The sequence below is a fragment of the Hymenobacter monticola genome, assembly GCF_022811645.1.
Taxonomy (GTDB): Bacteria; Bacteroidota; Bacteroidia; order Cytophagales; family Hymenobacteraceae; genus Hymenobacter; species Hymenobacter monticola.
The window spans coordinates 497,014-512,951 of record NZ_CP094534.1 but is presented as its reverse complement, the minus strand read 5'-3'; the positions used below and the strand labels follow the sequence as shown (position 1 = coordinate 512,951).

The 15,938-nt window shown below is 55.9% G+C and carries 12 protein-coding genes; all 12 read left to right on the top strand.

The window, feature by feature from the left end; translation table 11 throughout:
- Window positions 1-73 precede the first annotated feature (73 nt).
- The 12 genes from rpoB to rplC all read left to right on the top strand — a co-directional run bounded on the left by rpoB (window position 74) and on the right by rplC (window position 15,937).
- The gene (rpoB, locus tag MTP16_RS02325) at window positions 74-3,919 is read left to right on the top strand and encodes a DNA-directed RNA polymerase subunit beta (RefSeq protein WP_380286996.1); all 3,846 of its coding nucleotides are present in this window, start codon (window positions 74-76) and stop codon (window positions 3,917-3,919) included.
- Between the two features lie 387 nt (window positions 3,920-4,306).
- Window positions 4,307-8,659 carry a DNA-directed RNA polymerase subunit beta' gene (gene rpoC / locus MTP16_RS02320; protein ID WP_243515622.1) on the top strand — a complete coding sequence of 1,451 codons (4,353 nt, stop codon included), beginning with the start codon at window positions 4,307-4,309 and terminating at the stop codon, window positions 8,657-8,659.
- 17 nt (window positions 8,660-8,676) lie between these two features.
- The gene (locus tag MTP16_RS02315) at window positions 8,677-9,156 is read left to right on the top strand and encodes a hypothetical protein (RefSeq protein ID WP_243515620.1); all 480 of its coding nucleotides are present in this window, start codon (window positions 8,677-8,679) and stop codon (window positions 9,154-9,156) included.
- A 13-nt stretch (window positions 9,157-9,169) separates the two neighbouring features.
- Entirely contained in the window at window positions 9,170-9,493 is a 324-nt protein-coding gene (locus tag MTP16_RS02310; protein WP_046245258.1) for a DUF3467 domain-containing protein, read from the top strand.
- 34 nt (window positions 9,494-9,527) lie between these two features.
- Window positions 9,528-9,761, top strand: coding sequence for a hypothetical protein (locus MTP16_RS02305; protein WP_243515618.1), 234 nt, complete (start codon window positions 9,528-9,530; stop codon window positions 9,759-9,761).
- Window positions 9,758-10,018 (top strand): Txe/YoeB family addiction module toxin, encoded by a 261-nt coding sequence (locus MTP16_RS02300; protein WP_243515617.1) that lies wholly within the window; start codon window positions 9,758-9,760, stop codon window positions 10,016-10,018. Before MTP16_RS02305 ends, MTP16_RS02300 begins: the two co-directional genes overlap by 4 nt.
- A 189-nt stretch (window positions 10,019-10,207) precedes the next feature.
- On the top strand, window positions 10,208-10,636 hold the full coding sequence (rpsL, locus tag MTP16_RS02295) for a 30S ribosomal protein S12 (RefSeq protein WP_243515615.1): 429 nt from the start codon (window positions 10,208-10,210) through the stop codon (window positions 10,634-10,636).
- A gap of 96 nt (window positions 10,637-10,732) precedes the next feature.
- Complete coding sequence (gene rpsG / locus MTP16_RS02290; protein ID WP_196291002.1) at window positions 10,733-11,200, top strand: 30S ribosomal protein S7; 468 nt, start codon at window positions 10,733-10,735, stop codon at window positions 11,198-11,200.
- Between the two features lie 102 nt (window positions 11,201-11,302).
- Window positions 11,303-13,441 carry an elongation factor G gene (fusA, locus tag MTP16_RS02285; RefSeq protein ID WP_243515612.1) on the top strand — a complete coding sequence of 713 codons (2,139 nt, stop codon included), beginning with the start codon at window positions 11,303-11,305 and terminating at the stop codon, window positions 13,439-13,441.
- Window positions 13,442-13,480: 39 nt separating this feature from the next.
- Entirely contained in the window at window positions 13,481-13,786 is a 306-nt protein-coding gene (gene rpsJ, locus MTP16_RS02280) for a 30S ribosomal protein S10 (protein ID WP_190925673.1), read from the top strand.
- A 95-nt stretch (window positions 13,787-13,881) separates the two neighbouring features.
- On the top strand, window positions 13,882-15,156 hold the full coding sequence (locus MTP16_RS02275; RefSeq protein ID WP_243515610.1) for an O-antigen ligase family protein: 1,275 nt from the start codon (window positions 13,882-13,884) through the stop codon (window positions 15,154-15,156).
- 160 nt (window positions 15,157-15,316) lie between these two features.
- Window positions 15,317-15,937: a 50S ribosomal protein L3 gene (gene rplC / locus MTP16_RS02270; RefSeq protein ID WP_243515608.1), complete on the top strand. Its 621-nt coding sequence runs from the start codon at window positions 15,317-15,319 to the stop codon at window positions 15,935-15,937.
- Window position 15,938 lies beyond the last annotated feature (1 nt).

Here is a 15,938-nt window from a genome sequence, read left to right as displayed (position 1 = left end):
TCTTATAATCCCCATCGCATTGGCTACACCGAAAGCACAGACGGCCGCCCTCAAGAAAACGGCCGCCGAGCGAATCAATTTCGCCAAGATTAAGAAGGTTATCGAGTACCCGGACTTCCTGGACGTGCAAGTGCGCTCGTTCCAGGAATTCTTTCAGTTGGAAACCGCTGCTGAGCGTCGTTCTAACGAAGGATTGTTCAAAGTGTTCGCCGAGAACTTTCCGATTTCGGATTCGCGCGAAAACTTCGTGCTCAACTTTATCGATTACCACGTCGACCCGCCGAAATATTCGGTTGACGAGTGCATCGACCGTGGCTTGACTTATTCGGTTCCGCTGAAAGCCAAGCTGCGTTTGATTTGCAATGATAAGGACAACGAAGACTTCGAGACGATTGAGCAGGAGGTGTTCCTCGGGAACATCCCTTACATGACCGTGAAGGGCTCGTTCGTTATCAACGGTGCCGAGCGCGTTATCGTATCGCAGCTGCACCGTTCGCCGGGCGTGTTCTTCGCCCAGAGCAAGCACACCAACGGCACGAAGCTTTATTCGGCCCGTATTATTCCGTTTAAGGGCTCGTGGATTGAATTCGCCACGGACGTGAACAACGTGATGTACGCGTACATCGACCGGAAGAAGAAATTCCCGGTGACGACGCTGCTTCGCGCCATCGGCTACGGCACCGATAAAGACATTCTCGACCTGTTCGGACTGTCGGAAGAGGTGAAGGCCGACAAGAAAAACCTCAAGAAAGTGGTGGGCCGCAAGCTGGCTGCCCGGGTGCTGCGCACCTGGACGGAAGACTTCGTGGACGAGGACACCGGCGAAGTGGTATCCATCGACCGCAACGAAGTGTTGCTGGAGCGCGATGCCACGATTGAGGATGCTGACATCGACGTGATTCTGGAGGCCGGCGCCAAGTCGGTAATCCTGCACCGTGAGAATGTGAACATTGCGGACTTCGCAATTATTTACAACACGCTGCAAAAGGATAACTCCAACTCGGAGAAAGAAGCCGTTGAGCAGATTTACCGCCAGCTCCGTAACACGGAAGCTCCGGACGAAGAAACCGCTCGTGACATCATCCAGAAGCTGTTCTTCTCGGATAAGCGCTACGACCTCGGGGAAGTGGGCCGCTACCGGATTAATAAGAAGCTGCAGATTGACATGGCGCAGGAGTCGCGGGTGCTGACCAATGAGGACATTGTTCTCATCGTGAAATACCTGATTGGCTTGATTAACTCGAAGGCCATTGTCGATGACATTGACCACTTGAGCAACCGTCGTGTGCGCACCGTGGGCGAGCAGCTCTACGCCCAGTTCGGCGTGGGCTTGGCCCGTATGGCCCGTACTATTAAGGAGCGCATGAACGTGCGCGACAACGAGGACTTCAAGCCAGTCGACCTGATTAACGCCCGGACTTTGTCGAGCGTTATCAACTCGTTCTTCGGCACGAACCAGCTGTCGCAGTTCATGGACCAGACGAACCCGCTGGCCGAAGTGACGCACAAGCGTCGCGTATCGGCTCTCGGGCCGGGAGGTCTGTCGCGTGAGCGCGCTGGCTTCGAAGTACGTGACGTTCACTATACCCACTACGGTCGTCTTTGCACCATCGAAACGCCGGAAGGCCCGAACATCGGTCTGATTTCGTCGCTGTGCGTGCACGCTCGCGTGAACTCGATGGGCTTCATCGAGACGCCTTACCGTGATGTTAAGTCGGGTAAGGTGGACATGAGTGAGAACGTGAAGTTCCTGACCGCTGAGGAAGAGGACACGCACCACATCGCCCAGGCCAACTCGCTGCTGGACGACAACGGTAAGCTGACCCAGGAACTGGTAAAAGGCCGTTTTGAAGGTGACTTCCCCGTGGTTAGCCCCGAGGAGTACACTTACATGGACGTGGCCCCGAACCAGATTGTATCGGTAGCTGCTTCGCTAATTCCGTTCTTGGAGCACGATGACGCCAACCGTGCGCTCATGGGCTCGAACATGCAACGTCAGGCTGTGCCGCTGCTCCGCCCCGAGGCTCCCATTGTGGGCACGGGTCTGGAAGGCCGCATCGCTACCGACTCACGTGTGCTCGTAGTGTCGGAAGGCGAAGGCGTGATTGACTTCGTGGATGCCAACAAGATTGTCGTGAAGTACGACCTCTCCGAGGACGACATCATGGTGAGCTTCGACGCCGAGCGAATTACCTACGACCTCATCAAGTTCCGTCGCACCAACCAGGACACTTGCCTCAACCTGACGCCGCTCGTGAAGCGCGGCGAGCGGGTAACCAAAGGCCAGCCCCTGTGCGAAGGCTACGGCACCAACCAAGGCGAACTCGCCCTGGGCCGCAACATGCAGGTGGCGTTCATGCCGTGGCAGGGCTACAACTTCGAGGATGCTATCGTCATCTCGGAGCGTGTGGTTCGCGACGACATCTTCACCTCGATTCACATTGAGGAGTTTGAGCTGGAAGTGCGTGAGACCAAGCGCGGCGAAGAAGAGCTGACCTCGGAAATCCCGAACGTGAGCGAAGAAGCCGTACGCAACCTCGACGACAACGGCATCATCCGCCTCGGCGCTGAGGTGCGGGAAGGCGACATCCTGATTGGTAAAATCACGCCGAAGGGTGAGACGGACCCGACTCCGGAAGAGAAGCTGCTCCGCGCCATCTTCGGCGACAAGGCCGGCGATGTGAAGGATGCCTCGCTTAAGGCGCCGCCCTCTTTGAATGGTGTGGTTATCGGTACCAAGCTCTTCTCGCGTCCTAAGAAAGACAAAAACCTCCGGGCTAAGTCGAAGAAGGAAGTGGAAGACCTAAAGGATAAATATGCTCAGGAGCTACGCGGCGTGCGGGCCATCATGGTCGACAAGCTGGTGCAGCTGCTGGAAGGCAAAACGTCGCAGGGCATCAAGCACCGCTTTGGTGAAGAGATGATTTCGAAGGGTGTGAAGTTCAACCGTAAGAACATTATGGAAGGCTTGTTCCCCGAGAAGAACCCTTACAAGGACGAGAGCAACTACGCCGTGCCCGAAGAAGCCAACCTGTTTAAGGATTTGGTGATGGAAGGGTGGACCGCTGATGCTCGCGTGAATGGTTTGGTGCAGGAGCTGGTGAAAAACTACGCCAAGCGCCGTAACACCATCACGGCTCGCTTCAAGCGCAACCGCTTCACGCTGGAAGTAGGCGACGAACTGCCCGCTGGCATCGTGCAACTGGCCAAGGTTTACATCGCCAAGAAGCGCAAGCTGAAGGTGGGTGATAAAATGGCCGGCCGCCACGGTAACAAGGGTGTAGTAGCCCGCATCGTGCGCGATGAGGACATGCCCTTCCTGCCCGACGGCACGCCGATGGACATCGTGCTGAACCCGCTGGGTGTACCAAGCCGCATGAACATTGGTCAGATTTACGAGACGGTGCTGGGCTGGGCTGGTCTGAAAATGGGTCGTACTTACTCGACTCCAATTTTCGACGGCGCAACCGAGGACGAAGTGGCTCGCGAGCTGACCGAAGCTGGCTTGCCCGACTGGGGCCGTGCTTACCTGCACGATGGTCTAACGGGCGACCGTTTCGACCAGCCGGTAACCGTGGGCGTGATTTACATGCTCAAGCTGGGTCACTTGGTTGACGACAAGATGCACGCTCGTTCCATCGGGCCGTACTCGCTCATCACGCAGCAGCCGCTGGGTGGTAAGGCCCAGTTCGGTGGCCAGCGCTTCGGCGAGATGGAAGTGTGGGCACTGGAGGCCTTCGGGGCTTCCAACGTCCTCCAGGAAATCCTGACCGTGAAATCTGACGACGTGGTGGGCCGCGCCAAGGCGTACGAAGCCATTGTGAAAGGCGACGTGCTACCCAAGCCGAATATCCCCGAGTCGTTCAACGTGTTGCTCCACGAACTGCGTGGTCTGGCACTCGAAATCACGATGGAATAGTGAGAAACGCGGGGTGCTGAGGCGAAAGCTGCTTCAGTATCCCGCAAGCTTGCTTACCGGCAGGCAGGACGAGCGGCTGATTGAGCGGCTCCGGTAAATGAGGATGCGAAAACGCTTCGGTGAAAGAGGAGCGGGGGCTGTTCCGAGATATGGTCATAACAGCGACAAACCCCGGCGAATCTTAATCGAAGGCCTTCCCATCCTTTGCTCTGACGGTGAGATTAATAATATAGACCTTCTTAAAAGTGCCTTTGCTCGACATACCTATCTGTTTCGCAAGGGCACTTTTTTAAGCGTCGAACTGTTTGAAACTCTTGCGCCCATCTGGCGATGTGCGAAGGCTCAAACAGCAACAAAGCCAACAGCTAAACGCTTAAAACCAATCAAATGGCTTTTGCAAAAAACAAGAAAGTAGTTCAGGACTTCTCCAAAGTCACCATCTCGCTGGCCTCGCCCGAAGCAATTCTGGAGCGGAGCACCGGCGAAGTGGTGAAGCCTGAAACCATCAACTACCGCACCTACAAGCCCGAAATGGGTGGCTTGTTCTGCGAGCGGATTTTCGGTCCGGTGAAGGACTGGGAATGCCACTGCGGTAAGTACAAGCGCATTCGCTACAAGGGCATCATCTGCGACCGTTGCGGCGTGGAGGTGACTGAGAAGAAGGTGCGTCGTGAGCGCATGGGCCACATCGAACTGGTGGTGCCCGTAGCCCACATCTGGTATTTCAAGAGCCTGCCGAACAAAATCGGCTACCTGCTGGGCCTGCCCACCAAGAAGCTCGACCAGATTATCTACTACGAGCGGTACGTAGTGGTGCAGCCCGGCACGATGGCTGAGGAAGGCGTGCAGCAACTCGATTTCATGACCGAGGACGAGTACCTCGACGTGATTGACAAGCTGCCCCGCGAAAACCAGATGCTGCCCAACGAGGACCCGCAGAAGTTCATCGCCAAGATGGGTGCCGACGCGCTGCAAATGCTGCTCGAGCGCATCAACCTGGACGAACTGAGCTACTCGCTGCGCGACTCCGCTGCCCACGAAACTTCGCAGCAGCGTAAGGCTGAGGCCCTGAAGCGTCTGCGCGTGGTGGAAGCTTTCCGTGACGCCGCTACCCGTATCGAGAACAAGCCCGAGTGGATGGTCATCCGCATGGTGCCGGTGATTCCGCCGGAACTGCGCCCCCTCGTGCCGTTGGATGGTGGCCGTTTCGCCACTTCCGACTTGAACGACCTGTACCGTCGCGTTATCATTCGCAACAACCGCCTCAAGCGCCTGATTGAAATCAAAGCGCCCGAGGTGATTCTGCGGAACGAGAAGCGCATGCTGCAAGAGGCCGTGGACTCGCTGTTCGACAACTCGCGTAAGGTGAACGCCGTGCGCGCCGAAGGCAACCGCGCCCTGAAGTCGCTGTCCGACATGCTGAAAGGCAAGCAGGGCCGCTTCCGTCAGAACCTGCTCGGTAAGCGTGTTGACTATTCCGGTCGTTCGGTAATCGTCGTAGGTCCGGAGCTAAAACTGCACGAGTGCGGTCTGCCAAAGAACATGGCGGCCGAGCTGTTCAAGCCGTTCATCATCCGCAAGCTCATCGAGCGCGGCATCGTGAAGACGGTGAAGTCGGCCAAGAAGATTGTGGACCGCAAGGACGCCGTGGTGTGGGACATCTTGGAAAACGTGCTGAAAGGCCACCCGGTGCTCCTCAACCGTGCTCCTACGCTGCACCGTCTGGGCATCCAGGCGTTCCAGCCGCGCCTCATTGAGGGCAAGGCTATCCAGCTGCACCCGCTCGTTTGTACGGCCTTCAACGCTGACTTTGACGGTGACCAGATGGCTGTGCACGTGCCCCTGGGCCCGGCCGCTATCCTGGAAGCTTCGATGCTCATGCTGGCGTCGCACAACATCCTGAACCCCGCCAACGGCGCGCCCATCGCGGTACCGTCGCAGGACATGGTTCTGGGCCTGTATTACGTGACCAAAGGCAAGCGCAGCACTGACAATGAGAAAATCGCCGGCGAAGGCCGCGTGTTCTACTCCGACGAGGAAGTAGTTATCGCCATCAACGAAGGCCAGCTCTCGAAGCACGCTTTCATTAAGGTGCGGACCCAGGTACGCGACGAGAACGACGACCTCGTGACGAAAGTCATCGAGACCGTGGCTGGCCGCGTGCTGTTCAACCAGCTGGTGCCGACGGAAGTGGGCTTTGTGGACGAGCTGTTGACCAAGAAGAAGCTCCAGCAAATCATCTCGCTGGTGTTCAAGCGCACGGGCATGGCCCGCACGGCGCAGTTCCTCGATGACATCAAGACTCTAGGTTTTCAGTCGGCTTACAAAGGCGGCTTGAGCATGGGTCTCGGCGACATCAACATCCCGATGGAAAAAGACGTGCTGGTGAAGCAAGCCCAGGCCGATGTGGCCGCGGTGACGCAGAACTACCAGATGGGTCTGATTACCGACAACGAGCGTTACAACCAGGTTATCGACATCTGGACGCGCATCAACAACCAGATTACGGAAACGTTGATGGGCCGTCTGGAGAAGGAAAACCAGGGCTTCAACTCCATCTACATGATGATGCACTCGGGGGCCCGCGGCTCGCGCGAGCAGATTCGTCAGCTGGGCGGGATGCGTGGCCTGATGGCCAAGCCCCAGAAGTCGCTGCAAGGCTCGATTGGCGAGATTATCGAAAACCCGATTCTGTCGAACTTCAAAGAAGGCCTCGACGTAATCGAGTACTTCATCTCGACGCACGGTGCCCGTAAAGGTCTGGCCGATACAGCTCTGAAGACGGCTGACGCCGGCTACCTGACCCGTCGTCTGGTAGACGTGTCGCAGGACGTGATTGTGAACGAGCAGGACTGCGGTACCCTCCGCGGCATCGAGACCTTCGCGTTGAAAGACAACGAGGACATTGTGGAGCCGCTGTCGGAGCGCATCCTTGGCCGTGTGACGGTGCACGATATCGTGGACCCGAACACCAACGAAGTGCTGCTGCCCTCGGGCTCGGAAATCAAGGAAGACACGACGCGCCGCATCGACGTGGCCGGTATTGAGTCGGTGGAAATCCGCTCGGTGCTGACCTGCGAAAGCAAGCGCGGCATCTGCGCCAAGTGCTACGGCCGCAACCTGGCTTCGGGCCGCATGGTGCAGCGTGGCGAGGCCGTGGGTGTTATCGCCGCTCAGTCGATTGGTGAGCCCGGCACGCAGCTGACCCTGCGTACCTTCCACGTAGGTGGTACGGCTTCCAACATCGCCGTTGAATCGAGCATCAAAGCCAAATTCGCCGGTGTTGTTGAATTCGAAGATGTGCGCACCGTGACGTCCACCGACGCTGAAGGCCGCAAGGCTGATGTGGTGATGGGCCGTTCGGGCGAAATCCGCATCGTGGAGAAAGGCACCGGTCGCATCTTTACCTCCAACCACGTGCCCTACGGCTCGTTCATGCTGGTGAAAGAAGGCCAGGAAGTGGAGAAAGGTGCCGAGCTGAACACCTGGGACCCCTACAACGCCGTAATTCTGGCCGAGTTCGACGGTACCGTGGTGTTCGACGCCATCACCGAAGGCATCACGTTCCGCGAGGAATCGGACGAACAGACCGGTCACCGCGAGAAGGTGATTATCGAATCGAAGGCCAAGGACCAGAACCCGTCCATCATCGTGCGCCCCGGCAAAAAAGGCGATGTGGAAGGCCAGAAAGGCTACAGCATCCCGGTGGGCTCGCACTTGAACGTGGAAAATGGTGATAAAATCACTGCTGGTCACATCCTGGCCAAGATTCCGCGTTCAGTGGGCAAAACCCGCGACATCACCGGTGGTCTGCCGCGTGTAACGGAGCTTTTCGAAGCCCGCAACCCGTCGAACCCCGCCGTGGTATCGGAAATCGATGGCGTGGTAACCTACGGCACCGTGAAGCGGGGCAACCGCGAAATCTTCGTGGAGTCGAAAGACGGCGTGAAGAAGAAGTACATGGTGCCGCTGTCGAAGCACATTCTGGTGCAGGACAACGACTTCGTGCGCGCCGGCGCGCCACTCTCTGACGGTGCCATCACGCCTTCGGACATCCTGAACATTCAGGGCCCCGGCGCCGTGCAGGAGTACCTCGTGAACGAGATTCAGGAAGTGTACCGCTTGCAGGGTGTGAAAATCAACGACAAGCACATCGAGGTGGTCGTCCGCCAGATGATGCAGAAAGTCGTGATTCTGGATGCCGGCGACACGTCGTTCCTCGAGAACCAGGTGATTGACAAAATCATCTTCATGGCCGAGAACGACATGATTATCGACATGAAGGTGGTGACCGAAGCCGGCGACTCGACCAACATGAAGCCCGGTCAGATTGTGACGGCCCGTCGCCTCCGCGACGAGAACAGCAGCCTGCGTCGCCGCGACCTTGCCTTAGTGCAAGTACGCGATGCCCAGCCCGCCGTTTCGCGCCCCACGCTGCAAGGCATCACGCAGGCGTCGCTGGGTACGGCCTCGTTCATCTCGGCCGCTTCCTTCCAGGAAACGACCAAGGTGCTGAGCGAAGCCGCCATCCGCGGCAAGGCCGACCAGCTGCTGGGTCTGAAGGAGAACGTAATCGTTGGTCACCTCATCCCGGCCGGTACTGGCTTGCGCGAGTACACGCGTCAGGTGGTGAGTTCGAAAGAGGAAATGGAGGCTGCCCAAGCCGCCCAGACCGCCGAAGCCGCCACTCCCGCCAAGCGCCCCAGCCGTGCTGGCAAGCGCGAAGTGTCGGCTGAGTAATCAGTCGTAGGTTTGTAATGGAAAAGCCGACTGGGGTGACCCGGTCGGCTTTTTCTGTTTTGTTGAAAGTCAACTCATCATGTAATATGTCAGACCATTCAGTCGCTCCATTACAAGACATAACTACTTCTAAGTATAAGGTTGGGCAAGTGTGGGCATATCAAACGCGATCTAATGAACCTCACTCGGTAATAACAATTGTCAAAGTAGAATTGCAGCACGGTACAGCAGTTGCAGTACACATCCACGTAGACGGTTTGAATCTCAAGCCAGCCGACCCCGGTGGTATTCCCGGTACGACTGCTTCGCATTTGCCCTTTTCAGAAGAAGCACTTGATGCCAGTGTGACAAATATGGTAGACCACGTTGTAGTATTGCCTGACTTTGAAGAAGGCTATATGATGTGGCGCGAGGCCTTTCTGGAAGGCAAGGCAGGTATATTCAGTTTGACAGTAGCTGAAGTAATGGATTTCATAGAATCAACTATGAGCAACTAACCATCATTAGAAGATGCAACCAACCGACCAAAACCCGGACCCCAACGCCATCAACATCGAGCTTTCCGAAGCCATGGCCGAGGGCGAATACGCCAACCTCGCCATGATTGCGCACAGCAACAGCGAGTTCGTGATTGACTTCATCCGCATGATGCCCGGCCTGCCCAAGGCCAAGGTGAAGGCGCGCATCGTCGTCACGCCCGAGCACGCCAAGCGTCTGCTGCAGGCCCTCACCGAGAACATCGAGCGGTTTGAAGCCGCTTTCGGCACCATCAAGATGCAGAGCGAAGCCCCCAGCTACCCGATGAACTTCGGCGGCGCGGTAGGGGAGGCGTAGGGAATTTCTAACCGCCCGTTTATCTTTAGTATCTATGGAAATCGTCTTTGAAGTACCCGAAGACCGGGCTGCATTCATGCTTGAAATGCTACGCAGCATCACCTACGTTAGCAACCCGCGCCCACGGCGTGCCCGCAAGGCAAAGACGGTAGAGATGGACACTACTGAATACTTGCTTTCTTCCGAAGCAAATGCCGAACACTTACGGCGCTCTATCGAGCAGTTAGAGCGTAGCGAGTTCGTGCAAGTGGAAATTCCGACAGAATGAGAAACGTAGTTTTCTCACCTGATGCTTTCGAGCAGTACCGTTACTGGCAGGAGAACGATAAGGCGGTTTTGAAGAAGTTGAATCAACTGCTGCAAGAGTGCCAGCGTGACCCATTCAAAGGCACGGGCAAACCAGAAGGTCTGAAAGGCAACCTTGCCGGATTGTGGTCGCGGCGTATCACACAGGAACATCGGCTAGTGTATCGGACTGATGCGAACAACGTCTATGTGGCATCTTGTCGCTTTCATTACGGCTGATGCTAAACTGAACCAGAAGCTCCAGCTGCGAAAGCGCCTCCATTTTCCAGTGGAGGCGCTTTTGTTTTTCGGCTATAACGGATAACCATAAAATTAACATCCTCACTCTGTTTGCTATTGCGGCGGAATACTCTTACCTTTGCAAGCCAAATTTTAGGGGCAAACGGCTCCAAACCAACCATTCTCTAAATGCCAACCATTAACCAACTCGTACGGAAAGGCCGTGAGGCTTTGACTACCAAGTCAAAGTCGCCCGCCCTTGATTCGTGCCCGCAGCGTCGGGGCGTGTGCACCCGTGTGTACACCACCACGCCTAAGAAGCCGAACTCGGCTATGCGCAAAGTGGCCCGTGTGCGCCTTACCAACGGTAAGGAAGTAAACGCATACATCCCCGGTGAAGGCCACAACCTCCAGGAACACAGCATCGTGCTGATTCGTGGTGGCCGGGTAAAAGACTTGCCAGGCGTGCGTTACCACATCATCCGTGGCGCCTTGGACACCGCCGGTGTAAGCGGCCGTCTGCAGCGCCGCTCGAAGTACGGTGCCAAGCGTCCGAAGCCCGGTCAGCCCGCTGCAACCGGCAAAGGTGGAAAACCAGCACCCGGTAAGAAGAAATAAATAGAATTAGTAGCAAGTAGTAAGTATTGAGTAGTGAGACCAATACGGTCTTGCTACTTGTTACTCAATACTTACTACTACATACTTACTACTATCATGAGAAAGTCAAAACCGAAAAAGCGCGTTCTGCTGCCGGACCCTAAGTACAAGGAGACGCTGGTAACCCGCTTCGTGAACTACATGATGTACGACGGCAAGAAAAACCTGGCGTACACCATTTTCTACGATGCCTGCGACCTCGTGGAGCAACGCACCAAAGAGAGCGGCCTCGAAATGTGGCGCAAGGCGTTGAACAACGTGATGCCCACCGTGGAAGTGAAAAGCCGCCGCGTAGGTGGTGCCACCTTCCAGGTTCCGATTGAAGTGCGTGCTGACCGCCGCATTTCGGTAGGCGCCAAGTGGATGATTCAATATGCTCGTCGTCGTGGTGAGAAAACCATGAAAGACAAGCTGGCTGGCGAAATCATCGCCGCCGCCAAAGGCGAAGGTGCTGCCGTCAAGAAGAAAGACGACACCCACCGCATGGCTGAGGCTAACAAGGCCTTCTCGCACTTCCGCTTCTAAACAAGTGCGAATGAATGAATGGGTGAATGAGTGAATGTTTCTAAGCGGAACCATTTACCTCATTCACCCATTCAGGCATTCACAAATTCACTTATTGTAACAATGGCCGTTAACCAAGAACTCACATACCTCCGCAACATCGGGATTATGGCGCACATCGACGCCGGTAAGACCACGACGTCGGAGCGTATTCTGTACTACACGGGTAAAACCCACAAAATCGGGGAAGTGCACGACGGTGCCGCCACGATGGACTGGATGGAGCAGGAGCAGGAGCGTGGTATCACCATCACTTCGGCCGCTACCACCACCTTCTGGAACTACCCCACCGATGCCAAAGGCAACACGACGGGCGAAACCAAGCAGTACAAAATCAACCTGATTGACACCCCCGGCCACGTTGACTTCACGGTAGAAGTAGAACGTTCGCTGCGCGTGCTCGACGGTGCCGTGGCCCTGTTCTGCGCCGTTTCGGGCGTAGAGCCCCAGTCGGAAACCGTATGGCGTCAGGCTGACAAGTACAGCGTGCCCCGCATCTGCTTCGTCAACAAGATGGACCGTGCCGGTGCTGACTTCTTCAAAGCCGTTAACGAAATCAAGGAGAAACTCGGTGCTAACCCCGTGCCGCTGCAAATCCCGATTGGCGCTGAAGACACCTTCAAAGGCGTAGTTGACCTGCTCACCGGCAAAGCCATTGTGTGGGACGACAAAACCGAAGGCAAATCGTACGACGAAATCCCTGTTCCTGAGGACCTGGTTGATACCGTTGCTGAGTGGCGTGAGAAACTCATCGAGAGCGTTGCCGAGTACGACGACACTCTGATGGAGAAATTCTTCGAGGACCCGGAAAGCATTACCCGTGAGGAAATGATGGTGGTAATCCGCAAAGCGGTTATCGACATGAAGTTTTCGCCCGTGTTGTGCGGCTCGGCCTTCAAGAACAAGGGTGTGCAGACCATGCTGGATGCCGTTATGGCTTACCTGCCCTCGCCCCTCGACATGCCCGCCATCATCGGCACCGACCCCGACTCGGGTGCGGAAGTGGAGCGTCACCCCGATAACTCGGAGCCTTTCACCGCCTTGGCGTTCAAAATTGCCACCGACCCGTACGTGGGCCGTCTGTGCTTCTTCCGCTGCTACTCGGGCGTGCTCGACGGTGGTTCGTACGTGCTGAACAACCGCACCGGCAAGAAGGAGCGTATCTCGCGCCTCATGCAGATGCACTCCAACAAGCAGAACCCGATTGACAAAATCCAGGCGGGTGACATTGCTGCAGGTGTAGGCTTCAAGGACATCAAAACCGGCGACACGCTGACCGACGAGAAGAATCCGCTGATTCTGGAGTCGATGAGCTTCCCCGAGCCGGTAATCGGCTACGCCATCGAGCCCAAGACGCAGGCTGACGTTGACAAAATGGGCATGGCCATCGCCAAGCTCATCGAGGAAGACCCGACCCTGCGTGTAAACACCGACGAAGAGACCGGCCAGACCATCTTGCGTGGTATGGGCGAACTCCACTTGGAAATTATCATCGACCGCATGCGTCGGGAATTCAAAGTAGAAATCAACCAGGGTGCTCCCCAGGTGGCCTACAAAGAAATCCTTACCAAGAAGGTTGAGCACCGCGAAACCTACAAGAAGCAAACCGGTGGCCGTGGTAAATTCGGCGACATCGTGTTTGAACTTGGCCCGAAAGAAGTGGAGCCCGAAAAGGCTGGTCTGGAGTTCGACAACGCCATCGTAGGCGGCGTTATCCCCCGCGAATTCATTGCCCCCATCCAAAAGGGCTTTGAAGAGGCTATGAAGCGTGGCCCGCTGGCTGGTTTCCCCATCGAAACAATGAAAGTGCGCCTGTTCCACGGCTCGTACCACGACGTTGACTCGGATGCCCTGTCGTTCGAATTGGCAGCTCGTGACGGTTTCCGTGAAGCCGCCCGCAAAGCCGGTCCGAAACTGCTTGAGCCCATCATGGCTGTAGAAGTGGTTTGCCCCGACGAGTACACCGGCCCCGTAACGGGTGACATGAACCGCCGCCGTGGCCTGATGAAGGGCATGGACACCAAAGGCGGTGCTCAGGTTATCAAAGCCGATGTGCCGTTGTCGGAACTGTTTGGCTACGTAACCGACCTGCGCACGCTGTCGTCGGGCCGTGCCTCGGCTTCGCTCACCTTCTCGCACTACGAGCAGGTGCCCGCCAACATGGCCGAAGCCATCGTGGCAAAAGTTAAAGGAGGTAAATAAGCTTTTCTCAATGGGGGCAATCGGCCCCTACCCAACACAATGAACCAGAAAATTCGCATTAAGCTGAAAAGCTACGACCACAACTTGGTCGACAAATCCTCCGAGAAAATCGTGAAGGCGGTGAAGGCCACCGGTGCTATCGTGAGCGGCCCTATTCCGTTGCCCACGCAAAAGGAGAAGTTCACCGTGCTGCGCTCGCCCCACGTGAACAAGAAGAGCCGGGAGCAATTCCAGCTTTGCACTTACAAGCGCCTCGTGGACATCTTCTCGACCTCGTCGAAGACCGTGGATGCCCTCATGAAGCTGGAACTGCCCAGCGGCGTTGACGTAGAAATCAAAGTCTGAGGCACCGATTTCAGTCTTAATTGAGTTAAAGCCCCACCGCACCTGTTGCGGTGGGGCTTTTTCTTTGGAACTTGCAGGGCCACTCTTAAGCTTTCATGCCATCTGTTTTCACTTTAGCTCGTCTGCACCGCGCCGCTCTATTTTTCTGCGGATGCATCATCGTGGGCATTTTCGTTGCCAATTGGTTTCGGATACTGCCCAGTATTGGGATGGCTGGCATTACTCTTACCGGCATCGTATATTCCGTTACTCACCGTCGGGTAGCCAACTGGCAGTTATGGCCGGTATTCGGAAGCTTGGTGCTAGTATTTGGCTTGCACGTGGTTTCGGGCCTGCATACAGAAGCTCGCCACTTAGCAGACTACGGTCGAGATGTAGTAATGCAACTTCCCTTTCTTTTGCTGCCGCTCGGGTTCTGGCTGCTCCCAGCCATGCCGGGGCGATACCTGCGCTGGCTTTGGTTTCTGCTAATAGTAGTGGCAGCTGTGGCAGCTGCGGGTGCCACCATCAATTACTTGCAGCACTTCGCGGAGATTAACGAGTCCTACTTCCGCTCCAAGGTGATGCCAACCGAGCCTGAGCACATCCGCTTCAGTCTGCTTATCACAATGGCCATTGTCGCAGGGGTACTCTTATTGGTACATGATGCTGTACAGCGCAATTGGCGTCCGTGGGTGATTACTTCCGTAATAGTGCTTGCCCTGTTCTTGCATTTGCTGGCTGTGCGCAGCGGCGAAATGACATTTTACGCACTTGGCGGCATAGCCATTTTTTGGCTAGCGCTCCGCAAAGGACAATGGAGAAAGGCTGGTGCGCTGGCAGCGGCATTGCTTCTGCTGCCAGCCTTCAGCTATATAGCTTTTCCTACGTTCCGCAACAAAATCAGCAACACCAAAACAGACGTCAGCAAAGCCACCCAGAAGACGGCCCACGAGGGAAAGAAATTTTCAATCTCGGGACGACTGTACTCTTACAAAACGGCCATAGCTGTGTGGCAACAAGACAAGCTGGTAGGCGTTGGAAAGGCCGATTTGGAAAGTGAAATGGCGCAGGAATATGCCAGGATTTACCCTGAGATGACCGAAGAGTACTACATTCTGCCCCACAATCAGTATCTCTACAATCTGGCGGCTTACGGTGCAATCGGGTTGCTGGTGTTTATGGTCGGATTGTTTTACCCCGCTTGGTGGGCCCGGCGAAAGTGTGCTCCATTATTGCTGGCCCAATACGTCAGCGTCGGCCTGTCGTTTTTGGTTGAATACACGCTGGAAACGCAGATTGGTCTCGCATTCGCGGTATTCTTCCTGCTACTCGCCCTACAAGGCTCCCTGCCCAGCGACGACGAAGACCCCGTTTGGCGTCCGGCCTAATTCGGATGACAAAACCGGCCTTTCGCCGAGCTAACAGCCTCACTGCGAAAATATTTATGCGATGGGTTGGGATTGCTCAGCCTTTTTTCTTAGCTTTGCACTCCCTTAGCGAAAACGGCACTCGGCCGTTTTCTTTTTGTGTCATTTAATCATTAACAGAATGCCTGGCATTATCGGTAAGAAAATCGGTATGACAAGCCTCTTCACTCCGGACGGGAAAAGCATTCCCTGCACGCTCATCGAGGCGGGTCCGTGCGTAGTGACGCAGGTTAAGACTATCGCGAATGACGGCTACACCGCCATTCAAATCGGGTACGGCGAGAAAAAGGCCAAGAACACCACCAAAGCATTGGCTGGTCACTTCGCCAAAGCCGGTACGACCCCCAAGAAAAAACTGGTTGAATTCCGCCTCGACGCTGAATCGATCTACGCCGCTGGCGCCACCATCGATGCTACTCTGTTCGAAGAGGGCGAGTTTGTGGACGTAGTAGGCACCTCTAAAGGCAAGGGTTTCCAGGGCGTTGTAAAGCGTTACAACTTCCAGGGTGTTGGTGGCCAGACCCACGGCCAGCACAACCGCCTGCGTCACCCCGGTTCTATCGGTGCTTGCTCGTGGCCTTCGCGCGTATTCAAAGGCATGCGCATGGGTGGCCGCATGGGTAATGACCGCGTCAAAGTGCAGAACCTGAAGGTGATGCGCGTAGTAGGCGACAAGAACCTGATTCTGGTGAGCGGCTCGATTCCTGGCGCGAAGAACTCTTACGTGGTAATCGAGAAATAGA

Excerpts from the sequence above, each read along its gene's own strand:
- rpoC (WP_243515622.1), top strand. The coding sequence starts at position 4,307 with ATGGCTTTTGCAAAAAACAAGAAAGTAGTTCAGGACTTCTCCAAAGTC.
- MTP16_RS02315 (WP_243515620.1), top strand. The coding sequence starts at position 8,677 with ATGGAAAAGCCGACTGGGGTGACCCGGTCGGCTTTTTCTGTTTTGTTG.
- MTP16_RS02310 (WP_046245258.1), top strand. The coding sequence starts at position 9,170 with ATGCAACCAACCGACCAAAACCCGGACCCCAACGCCATCAACATCGAG.
- MTP16_RS02305 (WP_243515618.1), top strand. The coding sequence starts at position 9,528 with ATGGAAATCGTCTTTGAAGTACCCGAAGACCGGGCTGCATTCATGCTT.
- MTP16_RS02300 (WP_243515617.1), top strand. The coding sequence starts at position 9,758 with ATGAGAAACGTAGTTTTCTCACCTGATGCTTTCGAGCAGTACCGTTAC.
- rpsL (WP_243515615.1), top strand. The coding sequence starts at position 10,208 with ATGCCAACCATTAACCAACTCGTACGGAAAGGCCGTGAGGCTTTGACT.
- rpsG (WP_196291002.1), top strand. The coding sequence starts at position 10,733 with ATGAGAAAGTCAAAACCGAAAAAGCGCGTTCTGCTGCCGGACCCTAAG.
- fusA (WP_243515612.1), top strand. The coding sequence starts at position 11,303 with ATGGCCGTTAACCAAGAACTCACATACCTCCGCAACATCGGGATTATG.
- rpsJ (WP_190925673.1), top strand. The coding sequence starts at position 13,481 with ATGAACCAGAAAATTCGCATTAAGCTGAAAAGCTACGACCACAACTTG.
- MTP16_RS02275 (WP_243515610.1), top strand. The coding sequence starts at position 13,882 with ATGCCATCTGTTTTCACTTTAGCTCGTCTGCACCGCGCCGCTCTATTT.
- rplC (WP_243515608.1), top strand. The coding sequence starts at position 15,317 with ATGCCTGGCATTATCGGTAAGAAAATCGGTATGACAAGCCTCTTCACT.